14 protein-coding genes are annotated in these 16,704 nt (G+C 37.6%); 9 read left to right on the forward strand and 5 right to left on the reverse strand.

What is annotated here, in order from left to right; all coding sequences use genetic code 11:
* From R5R67_RS15575 to R5R67_RS15605, 7 genes are all read left to right on the forward strand, one after another.
* Positions 1-869: TipAS antibiotic-recognition domain-containing protein (locus tag R5R67_RS15575; protein ID WP_318754971.1), on the forward strand; the 869-nt coding region annotated here is incomplete at its 5' end.
* 338 nt (positions 870-1,207) lie between these two features.
* Positions 1,208-1,645: a DUF2147 domain-containing protein gene (locus R5R67_RS15580; RefSeq protein WP_000760390.1), complete on the forward strand. Its 438-nt coding sequence runs from the start codon at positions 1,208-1,210 to the stop codon at positions 1,643-1,645.
* Positions 1,646-1,980: 335 nt separating this feature from the next.
* A complete protein-coding gene (locus R5R67_RS15585; RefSeq protein WP_000897153.1) occupies positions 1,981-3,060 on the forward strand; it encodes an ABC transporter substrate-binding protein in 1,080 nt (359 codons plus the stop codon).
* 9 nt (positions 3,061-3,069) lie between these two features.
* Positions 3,070-3,849, forward strand: coding sequence for an ABC transporter permease (locus R5R67_RS15590; protein ID WP_000615472.1), 780 nt, complete (start codon positions 3,070-3,072; stop codon positions 3,847-3,849).
* Entirely contained in the window at positions 3,849-4,640 is a 792-nt protein-coding gene (locus R5R67_RS15595) for an ABC transporter ATP-binding protein (protein WP_000193340.1), read from the forward strand. The genes R5R67_RS15590 and R5R67_RS15595 overlap by 1 nt, the downstream gene beginning before the upstream one ends.
* 17 nt (positions 4,641-4,657) lie before the next feature.
* Complete coding sequence (locus R5R67_RS15600) at positions 4,658-5,680, forward strand: D-cysteine desulfhydrase (RefSeq protein ID WP_000926995.1); 1,023 nt, start codon at positions 4,658-4,660, stop codon at positions 5,678-5,680.
* 1 nt (position 5,681) lies between these two features.
* Positions 5,682-6,407, forward strand: a complete 726-nt coding sequence (locus R5R67_RS15605) for an aspartate/glutamate racemase family protein (protein WP_025466915.1) — start codon at positions 5,682-5,684, stop codon at positions 6,405-6,407.
* Between the two features lie 161 nt (positions 6,408-6,568).
* On the opposite strand, the gene R5R67_RS15610 is transcribed toward R5R67_RS15605, so the two are convergent.
* The 5 genes from R5R67_RS15610 to R5R67_RS15630 all read right to left on the reverse strand — a co-directional run bounded on the left by R5R67_RS15610 (position 6,569) and on the right by R5R67_RS15630 (position 13,140).
* Complete coding sequence (locus R5R67_RS15610) at positions 6,569-7,873, reverse strand: MFS transporter (protein ID WP_000659378.1); 1,305 nt, start codon at positions 7,871-7,873, stop codon at positions 6,569-6,571.
* A gap of 264 nt (positions 7,874-8,137) precedes the next feature.
* Complete coding sequence (locus tag R5R67_RS15615; RefSeq protein ID WP_206536208.1) at positions 8,138-8,698, reverse strand: TetR/AcrR family transcriptional regulator; 561 nt, start codon at positions 8,696-8,698, stop codon at positions 8,138-8,140.
* Positions 8,699-9,360: 662 nt separating this feature from the next.
* A complete protein-coding gene (locus tag R5R67_RS15620) occupies positions 9,361-10,293 on the reverse strand; it encodes a lauroyl acyltransferase (RefSeq protein ID WP_000165401.1) in 933 nt (310 codons plus the stop codon).
* 130 nt (positions 10,294-10,423) lie between these two features.
* Complete coding sequence (locus R5R67_RS15625) at positions 10,424-11,773, reverse strand: EAL domain-containing protein (protein WP_000633293.1); 1,350 nt, start codon at positions 11,771-11,773, stop codon at positions 10,424-10,426.
* A gap of 506 nt (positions 11,774-12,279) precedes the next feature.
* A complete protein-coding gene (locus R5R67_RS15630; RefSeq protein ID WP_009520432.1) occupies positions 12,280-13,140 on the reverse strand; it encodes an EamA family transporter in 861 nt (286 codons plus the stop codon).
* 119 nt (positions 13,141-13,259) lie between these two features.
* Here R5R67_RS15630 and R5R67_RS15635 point away from each other — a divergent pair, with 119 nt between their 5' ends.
* Together R5R67_RS15635 and mutS are read left to right on the forward strand one after the other, a co-directional pair.
* Entirely contained in the window at positions 13,260-13,727 is a 468-nt protein-coding gene (locus R5R67_RS15635) for an Lrp/AsnC family transcriptional regulator (protein ID WP_001290075.1), read from the forward strand.
* A 274-nt stretch (positions 13,728-14,001) separates the two neighbouring features.
* Positions 14,002-16,647, forward strand: coding sequence for a DNA mismatch repair protein MutS (gene mutS, locus R5R67_RS15640; RefSeq protein ID WP_001083256.1), 2,646 nt, complete (start codon positions 14,002-14,004; stop codon positions 16,645-16,647).
* Positions 16,648-16,704: the final 57 nt, after the last annotated feature.

Genomic DNA, 16,704 nt, shown 5'->3' on the forward strand with positions numbered 1-16,704 from the left:
CATTACGAGGGCTGGGTATGTCGCTAGCCGAAATCTATACGGTTCTTGAAGATCCTAATCTAGCACTTTTACCGATTATTGATCGGCAGATTCAAGCAATTGATCAAAGACTGGCAGAGCAGAAAAAATTGCGAAATCAGCTTGGACAATTGAAATCTCAGCTCATCAATGGTGAAGAACTTGATTTGGAGGATTGGCTAAATATGCTGGAGCTTATAGCAATGTACGAGAAATACTTTACGCAAGAAGAACTTGAAAAGCTTACATTTTTACAATCAGGTACTAAAACCCACCAAGAATGGCAAGAGTTAACTCAAGCTGTAAATACGGTATTTAATGCTGGAGAATCATCTAGCAGTGAAACCGCTCAAAAGCTCGCCCATAAGTGGATGAAAACACTTGAGCAGAATACCCGCACCAATCCAGAATGGCTTGTTAAATTAAATAACATCAATTCTGCAGAACCTGAATTTCAGGAAAAATTAGGGGTACTGCCAGAAGTTGTTGACTTTTTACTTAGGGCCTTTTCAGAGAGTAAGCTGAGTATTTTTGCTCGTTATTTATCTGATAATGAGTTTGCTTTTTTAAAGGAAAATTATGGTCGCGAGATGAAAAAATGGCCTCAACTATTAGTCGATATTGAGAAATTGATTGACGCTGAGGTTAAACCGAATAGTGAAGGAGCAAAGCGTTTGGCACAGCAATGGCTCTCTATGCTACAAGGTTATACTGGCGAAAATCCAAGTACTCAAGAAAAGATCCGTTCAGCAATGCAAAATGAACCAAGCCTTGCTGACGGTACTTGGCTCAAACCAGTTACCCTACACTTTCTAGAAAAAGCAGTAGCAGCATTCAAGCATACTGCTTAGTTCTATCTATCAATTTAAATGGCTCTTTTTTTCAGGAAGAGCCATTTACCCGTAAATATGATTAAAGAAAAGAAACAGTTTCAAGATTTTTAGTTATAAAGCTGAATATTGCAGACTGTGATTCAATACTAACTAAATGACTTTAAAAAACTTAATAATTCTGTCCATTCTCGCAATTGCATAAGTAATGTATTCAAAATAATATTTAGACAAATAGATTATAACTTTACATACTGTTAAGCTTATAGATCAATACTAAGAAGACTGTGAAGTTAAATTTAAAATGAATCATTTTTGGCAGTTAAAGCCATCCATATTTAATTAGAGAAACATTTGATATGAAAAAATATTTATTATTAATTTTATTCAGCTTTTATTCGGTTCATTCATTTGCTTCGGACAAACTACATGGCAGTGTTTGGAAAACTATTGATGATGCCACCAATCAACCGAGAGCGCTGGTAAGATTTAGCCAAGACAAAAATGGAGTTCTATCCGCAAATATTGAAAAAATCCTTGTTCCAAGCGAAGCCAATAAATGTACGATGTGTGAAGGGACTTATAAAAATAAATCTTTAATTGGTTTAACCATTGTCAAAAATTTAAAAAACGTAGGTCAAAATAAATATGACAAAGGATCTATTCTCGACCCACAGTCAGACAAAACTTATCGCTTTAATGTAACCGTATCACCAGATGGGGAAAAACTTACCGCTCGTGGCTACATTGGTATTTCTGCAATTGGCCGAAACCAAACATGGTATCGAGTTAAATAAGCTTTAATCGCTTTAAAGTGCTGTTTATAAAATTGCATGGTTTTTTGAAGTCATCATTTTCCTCAAAAGCCATGTAATTTTTTAAATATCCTTAAGTTAATTAATAACTTTAATTATGTACTCAACCTATAAATAAGTAATTTTAAAAAGCTCTATTTTTTTTCATGCCCCAATTTCAACTCAAAAGATAACTACCAATTTTAAGTGATAAATAATTCTTTTTTATTCATAAACATAAACTCATCTTTGCATATATCCATTCCATTTTTTCATATTTTTATTAATCATAAATTTTCACTAAGATCGAATAAATTTCGAAAACTACTGGAAATATAATGTTGTTTGGAACACATTTTCACTTAAAAAATGCTGTCTTATCAGTAGGGGTTCTCAGCTTTGCACTTTTAACTGGTTGTGGAAATAATTCACAGCAGAATAATGAAACTAAGGCAGAAGCTTCTCAAACTGCGCCTGCTGCTGAACTACCTAAAGAAGTACGTTTTGCTTGGGGTGGCGGTCCCCGAGTTTGGGTTCTTGGTAAAGCTGATGGAGATTTTGAAAAAGCTTTAGGTACAAAAATTAAGTGGGTTGAATTTGCTTCAGGTGCAGATGTAATTAATTACTTCGCCGCAAATGAAATTGACATTGCACGTTTTGGCTCAAGCCCAGCTGTTGCAGGTATTACTCGCGGATTACCCATTGAAATCATTGGTTTGGAAGGTCTAATTTCTGGTGCAGAACGTTTAATTGTTCGTCCTGATATTAAAAATCTGCAAGACCTAGTTGGTAAAAAAGTTGCCTTCCCTGCTAACTCCACTGCACAATATGCTTTAGAACAAGCCCTTGCATTAAATAAAATTGATAAATCAAAAATCAAATTAATTCCACTTAAGCCTGCTGAAATTGTTTCTGCATGGACACGTGGTGATATTGATGCAGCCTATGTTTGGGGACCATTTACTCAACAGCTAGAGAAAGAAGGCGGTAAAGAAATTTATCGTACAACAACGCTGAATGAAAAAGGTATTTTGGTTTATAACAACTTCGCTGTCCGTAAAGAGTTTGCAGAAAAACACCCTGACCTTGTTATTAAATTTTTGAAAGCTTACCAAGATCAAGTTGATGAATATAAACGTGATCCTAAAGCTGCTTCTGAAAAAATCTCTAAATACTTAAGTCTTCCCTATGACCAAGTCGAAACCACACTTGCTGGTATCGAATATATTCCCCTAAAAGATCAAGCCTCTGAAAAATATTTAGGTGCGACATCAAATGATGAAAACTCAGGCTTGGCTAAAGCCACCCAAGATATTGCTAAATTTTTAGTCAGTATTGGCGAGCTAAAACAATCTGATGTTCCAAAGAGTTATGCGCCTAATATCGACAGTAAATACCTTATTGAAGCGACAAAATAAGGTTATGAGATGATTCAGTTGAACCCGTTTAAAGTAAAAGTGATTAGTACATTATCGCTAATCACTTTTGTGATTATTTGGCAGCTTGTGTGTACATTTAAACTTGTCTCACCAATTTTGTTGCCCTCTCCTCTACAAATTTTAGATACAGTTTTAGATTTATTTAAAAACGGTTACCGAGATGCTCCTTTTTATCAACACATTTTAGTCAGCACGGCGCGTGCCTTCTTTGCATTCTTCGTTGCAATCGTTATTGGTGTGCCTTTGGGATTATTAATGGGCCGTCGTCCTGTACTTAATGCCGTTTTAGATCCATTTGTACAATTCTTACGCCCTGTTCCCAAAATTGCCTTAATCCCCTTAGTTGTAGTGTGGCTAGGGATTGGCGAGGAATCTAAATTTTTCCTTATTTTTATTGCAACTTTTCTTAGCGTCATTGTGGGTGCAACCGCAGCAAGCCAAAACGTTCCATATGGTTTGATTCAAGCAGCACAAACGATGGGCTTAGGAAAAACAGCAATCTTATTCCGTGTCATTTTACCCTCTTCACTTCCTGAAATTTTCACCACTATTCGTTTATCTATTGGTATCGGCTGGACATCATTAATTGCAGCAGAAATGGTTGCAGCGACTTCTGGTTTAGGGTGGATGATTATTAATGCAGGTTCTTATTTACGTACAGATGTTGTCATTGTCGGGATTATTTTACTTGGAACAATTGGCTTTATTTTAGATTGGCTCATTGTGAAAGCACAGCAAAAATGGGCCCCTTGGACAGGAAAAGCATAATGACTCAACCATTTATTGAGCTAAATAATGTTCAGAAAATATTTAAACAGAACAAAACAGAAAATACGGTCTTAGAAGATATTAATCTGAAAATTCCTGAAGGTCAGTTTGTTTGCTTACTTGGGCCTTCTGGCTGTGGTAAATCAACTATTTTGAACTTACTTGCTGGTTTTGAAAAACCAACTTCAGGTGACATTTATGTAGATGGTCAAACCATCTCAGCTCCGGGCATTGACCGAGCTGTTGTATTCCAACAGGCTCAGTTATTTCCTTGGCTCACAGTAAAAGAAAATATTCAATTTCCACTTAAGCAATCAAAAGCTGAGCCTAAATATATTACTGAGCAAACTGAATATTATTTAGAAAAAACGGGTTTAAAGAAGTTTGAAAACCATCGCATTTGGCAAATCTCAGGCGGTATGAAGCAACGTGTTGCGCTTGCCCGTGCTTGGGTTATGAAGCCAAAGATTTTATTGATGGACGAACCTTTCGGAGCTTTAGATGCCCAAACACGTATTTTGATGCAGGAAACACTGACTCAGCTTTGGCAAGACAATAAAACTACCGTTTTATTTGTTACTCACGATATTGATGAATCTCTACTTTTAGCAGATCGCATTATCTTAATGGCAGGTCACCCTGGCCGCATCGCCGAAGATATTCAAGTGAATTTACCTCGTGACCGCACCATTGAAAATATTGCGCCACAGCAGGAATTTATTGAAACCAAAAAACATATTTTAGAAATTATGCGTAAAGAAGTAAGTCGCATGATTGATTACATACACTAAAATTTTAGGACATTATTATGTTATTAAGTCATTTGCCGCGCGTTCAACTGGTTCATGCGCCTACTCCTCTAGAGTTTTTACCTCACTTAACTAAAGCGTTAAATGGTCCGCAGATTTACATCAAACGAGACGATGCTACAGGGTTAGCTACAGGTGGCAATAAAACCCGAAAATTAGAATTTTTAATTGGTGATGCACTTGCAAAAGGTGCCACACATGTACTCACTCAAGGTGCAACTCAATCTAACCATGTTCGCCAAACGATTGCAGCAGCCAATAAATTTGGCCTAAAGGCATCTGTTTTACTCGAACAACGCGTTAGTGATGGTACAGAGGAATATTACAATAACGGCAACTTATTGCTCGATGAGATTCTAGGCGCAACATCAATTGAAGTTGTTCCGGGTGGCACAGACATGGCGGCGGCTTTAGAAGCCAAAGCAAAAGAATTAGAACTACAAGGTGAGCGTCCGTACATTATCCCGGGCGGTGGCTCAAACGCTATTGGTGCTTTAGGTTATGTCTCAACAGCAATTGAATTAATTAACCAACTTAACCAGATTCAACTCGCGCCAACTCATCTTGTACATGCAACAGGTAGTACGGGTACTCAAGCTGGCCTTTTAGCAGGTATTGCGGCAACTCACTCAAACTTACCAGTCTTGGGTATTAGTGTTCGTGCTGAAAAATCTAAACAAGAAGAAAATATTTATAAACTTACTCGCGCAACATTAGAACATCTTGGTTTAAACGCAGATCTTATTGCTCGTGAAAAAGTGATTGCAAATAGTGACTATGTTGGCGATGGCTACGGTATTCCAACTGATAGCATGGTTGAAGCAGTTGAACTTCTGGCTCGAACTGAAGGTATTTTGCTTGATCCTGTTTACTCAGGTAAAGGTTTTGCGGGCTTAGTTGATCTCATTCGTCAGGGCCATTTCACTAAAGATGACAAAGTGATTTTCCTTCATACAGGCGGTGCCGTAGGCTTATTCGGTTATCGTAAAACCTTCTCTAGCAAAGATGCATACCGTTTATAAGATGACAGAATTTTCACAACTCCCCACTCTTGGAATTTTGGGTGGCATGGGACCGGGCGCTGCTGTTGATTTTCAACAGCGTCTGCTCGATACAAGCCCTGCCACTAAAGATCAGGAACATATTCCAACAATCGTTTGGAATCACGGCGGTATTCCTGACCGACAACTTGCACTTAAAAACCTAGGTGAAAGTCCTTTAAATGCCATGTTACATGGACTAAAAATTTTAGAGCGTAGCGGTGTTTCTAAAATCGCAATTCCGTGTAATACCGCACACTTTTGGCATTCTGACTTACAGCAACACACCCATATTCAAATCTTAAATATGGTTGAAATTACGGTGCAACAGATTTTAAAGAATTATCAATCTGGTGATAAAGTCGGAATATTGGCAACCAAAGGTGCCCTTTCTACTCAGTTGTATCAAATTGAGTTAAGCAAACATAGCATCCCTTTTATTATTAATTCAGATGAAGAAATTGAACAGGAATTTATGCCCGCTGTTTATGCTGTAAAACGCAACGAAACGGCAAAAGCGGGTATCGTTTTTCAAGAGTTAAGCCAAAGACTCATAGATAAAGGTGCGGGTTCGATTATTTTAGCCTGCACAGAAATTCCCATTGGGTTACATGCAATCCAGTCTCCAATTTTAGATGTGAGCTTTGATACCACACAAATTTTGGCAGATGCTTGTGTAAATTGGTTTTATCGAGATACACAGCTCTAAAATGATGTTCTTCAAATCTAAAAGCTAAATAATTGGCCGAAACCAAACATGGTATCGAGTTAAATAATCCATGAATAGCTTGGGACCAACTCTCTTTAGCTACTCACCGATCATAATTACGGTCTATATGTGCACTATGTAAATTCTATATTTAGACCGTATTATGACCGATACTTGGCCTGAATGATCAATGTGATAATCACGAATAACGAAGGTATGGCAGCAATCACAAATAAATGGGTAATGACCAGAAATTGAGAAAGATACCCGCCAAATAACGGCCCAATAACCGAACCCAAACGGGCAATTCCAATACTCCAGCCCACCCCTGTAGTACGAAGTGAAACTGGGTAATAACTGGCCGACAAAGCATTAATGGCAGGTTGCCCACCAACAATAGCAAAGCCAGCAATAAAAATGATAATAAACAATAAAACGATATGACTAACAGAATAGCCAATTAAAGCAATACTAATCACTGCAACCAGAAAAACAGGAATTAATACTTTATAAAATCCTGTCTTATCAATTTTAAGGCCCATCACCACACTACCAATCGTACCGCCTAATTGTAGAGTGGAGCCGATCAACAATGCCTGATTTAATGAAAGCCCTGACTCTTTGGCCAAAGTCGGTAGCCAATTTGCCAGAAAATATAAACTGATCATATTTAAAATACTGATGATCCAGATGGAATAGGTAAAAAACGCACGCTGATTTTTAAATAACTCAAGCGGTGACTTTTTAACCTGAACCTCAGTATTATTGATGATTTTTATCTCTGCATTGAATGTTAATGCTGGATAAAACTTCTTTAACCAAAACAAAATTTTGGAGCTATTTTTGCTATTTTCACTTAAAAAATATAAAGATTCTGGTAACTTAAAGAATGTGATAAAGAAAATAATTAAAGGGATAATACCGCCGAAATAAAAAATCGCCTGCCATCCTCCCCAAGGAACTAGTAAGGCTGATATTCCGCCCCCCAACATTGCCCCTACCGTATAGCCACAAGAAATGACCATCATGGTAAAAATACGAGATTGATATGGAACAATTTCGGAGCTATAAGCCATCACATTTGGCATGATACCGCCTAAAAAAATTCCTGTAACAAAGCGGATTACGGTCAATTGCTCAATATTGCCTACATGTGGTGTCAACAGCATCAATATGGAGAATATAAAGGTCGAGATCAGTAGTATCGGACGGCGACCAAAACGATCAGAAAGTGAACTTAATAAAAATGATCCAACAAACAAACCAAACAAGCTTGCACTAAACACCACTCCCAACATGGATTTTTGAACACCCCATTCTTCTATAATCAGTGGGGCTGCGTAAGCCATGGACTGAATGTCATACCCATCCATAATCATTAGTAATAGGCAGGTAACCAAAATAAATTTTTGATAAGGTCCAACTTTCTGCTGATTGATCAAATCACTTAATACAATTTCTTTCATGGTATTCCTTTCTCCATGACTCGCTTTAAATTAATTCCATTTTAATTATGATATACGTAATCTATTTACGATTAGCGTAAAAATAAAATAGCAATATTATCGCCACAAAGTCAAAAATATTAATTTTTATAATATAAACAGTATGTTATATCTAATTATTTAATCTAACCTGAGTAATGAGCTCACATCATCGCATGGTGTATATGGTCTACTCATCTAATAAAAATCAAGCAAACCATACATCCTTTTATTTAAATAACTCATTTACCTCAAACAAGTTGGCTTAAAAAAATACTCCACCACCACATCCCTTTCATCCAAACTCTTTGTACTCAAAAACCCGAACATCAAGCCATCTATTAAGTTTAAAACCATGTTGGCATCGGGTTTTAACGCACGTGTTTCTAAGCTAGAAATCAGTTCAAAAATTTCACGAGTCAGCCATTTTCTATACTCAATTGCCATACGGTAAGCCTGCTGGTAAGCCACTTTAATTTCAAAAAAGGCTTTAAGTAGCAAGTGATACAGACTGTTAGAGTTAACATGTAAAACTACTATTTCCTTGAGCTTATCGTTTGGCGTGCAATAACGGCTTGAATAGATAATCGCAAGCACTTCTTCTTTAAGTAGACTTTTTTGGAAAGCTATACACATTTCAATAAGTCGTTCTTTTGAGTGAAAATAGTTATACAAGGTGGCTTTCGGTATTTCTGATTCTTTGACGATCAGGTCTACGCCTGTTGTATGAAATCCATGTGTGGTAAACAAACGAATAGCGGTACGAATAATGTGTAATTTTTTAGAAGAGGTTTCTAAATTTGGCATAGTTTTACCGTTATAAATTCTTGTTGTATGTAAAGAGATAGAAATGCCGTCACTCTTAAAATGAGTGCTAAATACAGGCATACAAAAGCCGCACAAGTGGTGTGCTCGCCTATCTCGAGTTTTGTTGTTGATATGATTTTTTAGTCGTGACGATTCTTAAGGTGTAGAAAACCTAGAGCCGTTTTAAAGACTGTTTCGGCGGTATAAATAGAGAGGATTTGGCAAAAGCCAATAAATGAGATGTATTAGCGCACATGGCGGACTCCTAGATGCAATAGAAGTTCTACCAAATCACTGTCAAATGATGGTGGCAGAACGAAGGAGGGTTGACAGACCAGTCATCTAGAAACCGGCACGCACAAGGCGTCCCACCTCCGTCCTACCGCTACGAAGGGGGACGAACGAGTTCGCCACCAAAAAATTACTTTCTTGGTGTTCTAGATGAAAGCGGCCTGTCAAAACCGACTGGCAATGTGGCCAGCAGGCAAAGGATAGTGCTCTGCCCTATTACAGTCAAGCACACAAAATGATATTTGTTTTAAAATAGATCATTAAAAACTAAGGATAAATAATTAAAAATTATTGTTAATTTAGGATTTATAAAGTCTCGGTTTAAAGGCCTTTAAATCTCTCAGTTGACTGTATAAAAAGGCATAACAAAATCAGTAAAACTTCGCTTCACCAGCAGGACGAGTTTTAAACCTTCTATGAAACCACATGTATTGTGTTGGGGCGATCCGAATCTGGTTTTCAATAATTTTATTGACGCGTTCAGCATCATTCACTTCGCATTCGCTAGGAAAATTTTCAAGTTTAGGTTCTACCAGTACATTGTATTGAGGATCTCGAATATCCCCACTTCTGTAAAAATATAAAGGTATTGCAACAGCGTTTGAAATATCCATGAGTCTTCGGTGTGCCGTGACTGTTGCTGCTTGTATTCCAAAGAATGAAGCCATGACACCTTGCTTTAAACCAAAGTCCTGATCAGGGCTATACCAGATTGCATGACCATTTTTGAGTTTTTCAATTAAGCTACGCATGTTGTCTTTTGCAATCTGGTTTTTATAAACCCTAGCGCGACTACGATGAATGAGGAAATCCATGAAAGGATTATTTTGAGGTCTATACACCACATCCATATCAAAAAATAGCGTACATGCAGCACCTCCAGCATCGAGTAATGTGCTATGCGTGCCTAACAGCAGAATGCCCCGATCCCGATTGTCATTTAGATGTTCCAAGCCTTCTATATGAACTCTTTTTTTAAACCATGCAGGACAATACCAAGCATTTAAGGCTTCAAATATACCAATCATCGTATCGGTAAAAACCGACTTAGCCTTGGCTTCAATTTGCTCAGGTGTTTTTTCTGGAAAACACGCACCTAAATTTCTTAAAGTCGTTTTCCTTCTAGAACCCAATAGTGTCCAAGCAATTTTTGAAAACATTTTTGCTAAGCGCCACTGGATTGCCCAAGGCAAGTACGCAAGAAACATTAGAATAAAAGCTGTGAACCAGATACCCCAATATTTTAATGATAGAAAGGAAAATTGAAATTGCCCTGATTGATACTGCGCTTCAGGTTTCGTCATATTGTAAATATCTAGAGGTATAGAAATTCATCCTAACACACTCACACTCTACATACGTTTGTAAAGTGTGTCTTAATATTAGGCTCAATCTAGCAAACAACTGCTAAACAGTACTGGTGAGTGCTCAGATTTATTCTTTATCGGTCTTGATGGGCAATTGCTTGATAAAGTCATTTAAAGACATTGGACAACCCCATAAATAGCCCTGAAACTCGGTACAACCATTACTTTTAAAAGCACTAAACTGTTCAGCCGTTTCTATTCCTTCTACCAACACGCGAAGGTTTAAATCTAGGCCAATTTTAATTATACCCGTCACTAATTTATTGCTGCGTTTATCATCTAAAGCTGCCTGTACAAAGCTGCGATCAATTTTAATTTGTTTAATTGGCATTTTTTGTAAATAGCTTAAGGATGAATACCCTGTACCAAAGTCATCAAGTGAAAGCTGAATACCATGCTTAGACAAGAAGTGCATTTTTTCAATCATGCTCGCACAATTATTTAAAGCAATATTTTCAGTAATTTCTAATATGAGCCGAGATGGATTGAAGTCATACCGCTGAACCAGACCAATCACCGTGTGCTCAAAGTTAGATTGCATAAAATGATCAGCACTAATATTGATTGAAAGCGTAAGATCTTTGGTCTCTTCTTTTTTACTCCAGTCTTGTAAAACTTGGCAGGCTTGGTCCAATACCCACTCGCCGATCTCTGGCATTAACCCAAAAGTTGCCGCTGCCGGAATAAACTCTTTTGTTGGAATATACCCTAAAACCGGATGAAGCCATCTTAATAAGGCTTCCGCACCAATCAGTTTTTCTGACGAATTAACTTGAGGCTGATAAAAAAGCTCAAATTGTTGCTTAGTGAGTGCCAAACGTAGATTGTGCTCCATACTGCTTTCTATTTGTATTTCTAATTGCATGGTATAAATTGAAATACAGATCATAAGAGTAGCGACACAAGTGGCTATCCACCCACCATGATCACGAATATCTTCTGATAAAGGTATGGCACTATCGAGAGTAAAAGAGCTACCACTAAAAAATATAAAGCAGCCAATCGACAGTAAAATTAAAACAATTTGTAAGAGGCTTGGCTCTCTACGGTAATTCAAATACCCCAGTATCGCTCCGGCAGGTAAAAACAAATGGGCCACTCGAGGGCGATCAGGCGTAGCAACATCGAAAAATAAGCAAAAAACCACTGGAAACACCAGTAGAACCGCTTGTGATAAAAGTATCCCTGCCGAAATACGGTTTATATAAATAAGAAAAAAGCTAAATATGGAAATCAGTGTGAAACAGATATCCATATAAACAATCACCCACATTTGGGCAAATGCAAAATATATAGTCCAAAACAAGCAAAAAATAATACAAATAAAGATATTTGCTTTGGCTGCGATTGTAAGCTGCTGGTCCTTTAGGGAGCGGTAATGTTTCTTGTGTTTTTTAAAGTAAGATGAAGTTATCATAAATAAACCAACCGTAAATATTTCTTTAAAGGACCCCAGCCAGCTTGGTCATTGATACTCCATTTCAATATTTACCAATAAAACGTAATCGTTTCTCCCATTGTGATTTGTACTTATTATTTTGAGATCAAGTTTCAACCATCTTAATGGTATAGCCCGATTAGGTCACTTGAACGATACTGCTTTTTAAACACTCTATAATTTTAAAGTATCATGACTTAACGATACATGCCTATGACTCTCAGGTACAGCCTTTAAGTGCAGAAAAATTAGTGAATTACAATTTTTGCGTTAAATATTTTTATTATTTAGATTCATCAATAGGACCATTTAAAATAATGCACATGTGTGCTTAATTATGCTGCTAATGACCAAGTTGTGAGCTTTGTTATTCTTAGGTTAGAGCTAAAAGCTAAAGAATCCATGAGATACCCATCTCATATTTTTGATCGGTCTATCTCATGTTCACCAGAAATATTTATTTTTAATAATATAGAAATCTCAGCTTATACCTTATTACGTTTATAAGAAAAATAAGAGCAACCTGCACACGATGCCATAATAATTGTTATTCCAATGATCTGAAAACTATTTAATCGTTCATCTAAAATCAGCCATCCAGCCAAAGCACTCACCGCGGGTGATGCACTCAATAAAATTCCAAAAACGCGTGGATGCAGTTTTTTCATGGCAATCATATCTAATATAAATGGAATAGCACTTGCTAGCATCGCCATAAGTAAACATGTAAAAAGAATCTTATAACTATCAAAAATATGGATAATGTGAGATGCACCTAAAGGTGTTGCAAATAAAGCCGCTATAAACATTCCAGTCGCAACAGAGCTACCACCACCTTGTGCAACTTTTGAGCCATAAATCACATACAGTCCCCAACCCACTGCAGCTAATAAAGCATACGTCATTCCAATAAAACTAAAGTTATTATTTGCATTGCCCATAGGTAGAAGAAGCAAACCAATAATAGATAATCCACCCCAAAAATAATCTAATTTATTTTTAGACATTAAAATAGCAACCGTAAGTGGTCCTAACACTTCGATGGAAATCGCAATCCCAACAGACATGTAAGAAAATGCTTTATAAACCAAAGTATTCATTAAAGTGAGGATTGATCCATAAATAATTAGATTTTTCCAATTGATCTGTTTATTCCACTGCCGCCATGGTTTAAAGACTACCCATAAGAAACAGGCCGATAAGGCAAGTCGAGTTAAGGTGACTCCTTCAGCAGTAAGAATCGGAAAAAGGACTTTTGCTATTGCTGCGCCGATCTGTACAGAAACTAAAGATAAAAATGCGGCTGCAAATGCCATACCTTGTTTGGAGTTTGTCTCAATCATCATCTTTACTATTGGGGGGAATGATTGAAATTTTAATTCTCTATAATCAATATATTTCTTCTATTTTTCACGGTAAAACGATTAAATAACTCTATATTTAACCTTTAATGAGAGATTTACTCATGTCAGAGATTTCTTTAGATAATTTTGATTATGCGATCTTAAGAATACTGCAAAAAGACAATAAAACTTCCCATCGAGAAATTTCTGAAAAAATCGGTCTATCCGCTGCATCTGTACAAAGGCGTATAACTCGGATGGAAGAAAAGGAAATTATTTTAAAAAATTGCGCTATCTTAAATCCTCTCAAATTTGGTGAAAAAATTACTTCCATTATTGAGGTCCGCCTTAGCGAAGATCGTTCAGTAGTTATGGACAGAGCGAAGCTATACTTTGCTTCTGTTGAAGAAATTCAACAGTGCTACTTCGTGAATGGAGGAGTCTCATTTATAATTATCATGCTGAGCAATAACTTATCTCATTTTGAAAGTTTAGTTAGAAAACATTTCGCTGATAATGAAGACGTAAAAACTTATAGAACACTCATTGTTTTAGATCGCGTAAAAGTAAACTTTGAGTTGAATATTTAAATTTTTCAATCCTTGGCTTAAAAGACCCAATTGTTCTATTTTTATGTCTTGCTACATTCAACCTCTATTTCAATGCTTGATCACTTTTTTTCGTTAACTCAAATTTGTTACCATTGCACCACTGGAATGGTCTGAAGTCACTTTATACTAGGGATGCTGATTCTAAAGTTCATCCAGTTGTTGTACTTTTCTTGAATTACATTCATTTTTAAAGACTTGAAATTGGTTAATAAACCAAAAGTAGATTTTTCGTTTTTTTAAGGGTTTATTACGCATGAATAGCGCTGAAATCATGGCTGATCTCTCCAACCACACTCCAATGATGCAGCAATATCTCAAAGTCAAAAAAGACTATCAACATGCGTTGCTGTTTTATCGTATGGGCGACTTTTATGAACTGTTCTTTGAAGACGCGCATTTAGCAGCCAAACTTTTAGGTATTACCTTAACCCATCGGGGTAAAGCAAACGGCAACCCGATTCCAATGGCAGGTGTTCCCTACCATTCAGCTGAAGGTTATTTGGCGCGTTTAGTAAAAGCCGGCCGAACTGTAGCTATTTGTGAGCAAGTCGGTGAAGTTACTGGCAAAGGCCCGGTTGAACGCAAAGTTGTTCGTATTCTTACACCGGGTACTTTAACCGACGACGCACTACTTACAAGTTATCAGTCCTCTAACCTTGTTGCGCTATGTATCCATCAAAACCAGATCGGTTTTGCTTTACTCGACTTAAGTGCGGGTATTTTTAAAGTTCAACAACAAGACTACAAACCGGAACAACTTCCAATTGAACTGGCTCGCCTCATGCCAAGTGAAATTTTGATTGATGAAGACCTGGTTGACCCGAATATTATCGAACAAATTAAAAAACATTTAGATTGCCCTGTAACCAAGCGCCCAAATGTCGATTTTAATTTAAACAATGCGCAAAAAACCTTATGTGACCAGTTCTCTGTATCAACACTCTCTGGTTTCGGACTAGACCCGTTACCTTTGGCTAAGGCCGCCGCGGCAGCACTTATTCACTATGCCAAAGAAACTCAAAAAACGGCGTTACCTCATATCCGTTCAATTCTTTTAGAACAAAGTTCTGACTTTATTGCGCTCGACCCAATCACGCGCCGTAACTTAGAAATTATTGAACCTTTGTTTGAGCATGGAACTTCTTTATTTCAGCTTGTGAACGATTGCCAAACCGCAATGGGTGGACGTTTACTTAGCCGAACACTCATGCAACCTGTTCGTGATACAGCATTACTTGACGCACGTTTAGATGCGATTGAGCAATTGATTCAAGGCTACCATGAAAGCCCTGTTCGTCTGGTACTTAAAGAAATTGGTGATATTGAACGTGTTCTTAGTCGTGTGGCGCTGGGTAGTGCGCGACCACGTGATTTAGTTCAACTTCGTCATGCTTGCGCGCAAATTCCATTTTTACGAAATGCTTTAGCACCTGTTGTACAAGCAAAGAAATCTAAGTTATTAGGACAGCTCGATCAGGAATTGGGTGACTTTAAAGCGCTTCATCAACATTTAATGGCTGCGATTGTTGAAAATCCGCCTGTATTACTTCGTGATGGCAATGTAATTGCAGAAGGCTATGATGCTGAACTTGACGAATTACGCCAAATTCGTGATCATGCAGGTCAATTCCTCATTGATTTAGAAATAAAAGAGCGTGAACGTACTGGTATTAGCACCTTAAAAATCGGTTATAACCGTGTGAGTGGTTACTACATTGAGCTGACTCGTGCTCAAGCCGAGCAAGCCCCGGCCGACTATATCCGCCGTCAAACCTTAAAGAATGCTGAGCGCTACATTACGCCTGAACTAAAAAGTTTTGAAGATAAAGTTTTATCAAGTGAGTCGCGTGCATTAGCTCGTGAAAAAGCGTTATTTGAAGCTTTACTTGAAAACCTTCGTGAAAATATTGCTCACCTACAAATGATGAGTTCAGCAATCGCGCAAATTGATGTAATTGCAAACTTTGCTCATCAAGCGCGTTTAAACAATTGGGCACGCCCTGAATTTACACCAGAAACAGGTATTAAGATTCAAGGTGGCCGCCATCCTGTAGTTGAAGCGTTAAGTAAAGCGCCATTTACACCAAATGATACTTTCCTTGATGTACAGCACCGTATGGCAATTATTACCGGTCCAAACATGGGCGGTAAGTCTACCTTTATGCGCCAAACAGCATTAATCAGTTTGCTTGCTTACTGCGGTAGTTACGTTCCGGCACGAGCTGCCAAACTTGGCCCGATTGACCGTATTTTTACCCGTATTGGTTCAGCCGACGACTTATCGACAGGCAAATCGACCTTTATGGTTGAGATGACTGAAACTTCACAAATCTTGCATCATGCGACGAATCAATCGCTTGTGTTAATGGATGAAGTTGGTCGCGGAACCAGTACCTACGATGGTCTTTCTTTAGCGTGGGCTTGTGTGGTTGATTTAACCAAACGCGTTAAATGTCTTTGCTTGTTCGCGACTCACTATTTTGAATTAACAGAGTTGGGTAGCGAACCTGGTATTGATAACTATCATGTCACTGCTCAAGAGTTAAACGGTAATCTCATTTTATTGCATAAAGTCCAACAAGGACCAGCAAGCCAAAGTCATGGTTTACAGGTTGCAAAATTAGCCGGTATTCCAGCTAACGTGATTAAAGAAGCTCAGAAGCGTTTACGTATTTTAGAGAAGCAACAACAGCAGCACTTACAAATTAGTGTTCAAAGTGATTTGTTTGCAACTTTAGATTCAGAAGTTACCCCAAGCACTCAAGTCATAGAGAAAGTGATAGAAGTTGAAGCCTCTTCACCTGCCCTCGATTTACTTAAGCAAATCGAAGTAGACAACCTGACTCCTCGTCAGGCACTTGAACAGCTTTATGAGCTAAAAGCAGCGCTTAATTCATAATCACTCATTGAGCAAACATGTGTATAGGCATGTTTGCTCTTACTTTAAGGAGAATAA

Source organism: Acinetobacter sp. OYA S30 (assembly GCF_033599315.1).
GTDB lineage: Bacteria > Pseudomonadota > Gammaproteobacteria > Pseudomonadales > Moraxellaceae > Acinetobacter > Acinetobacter baumannii.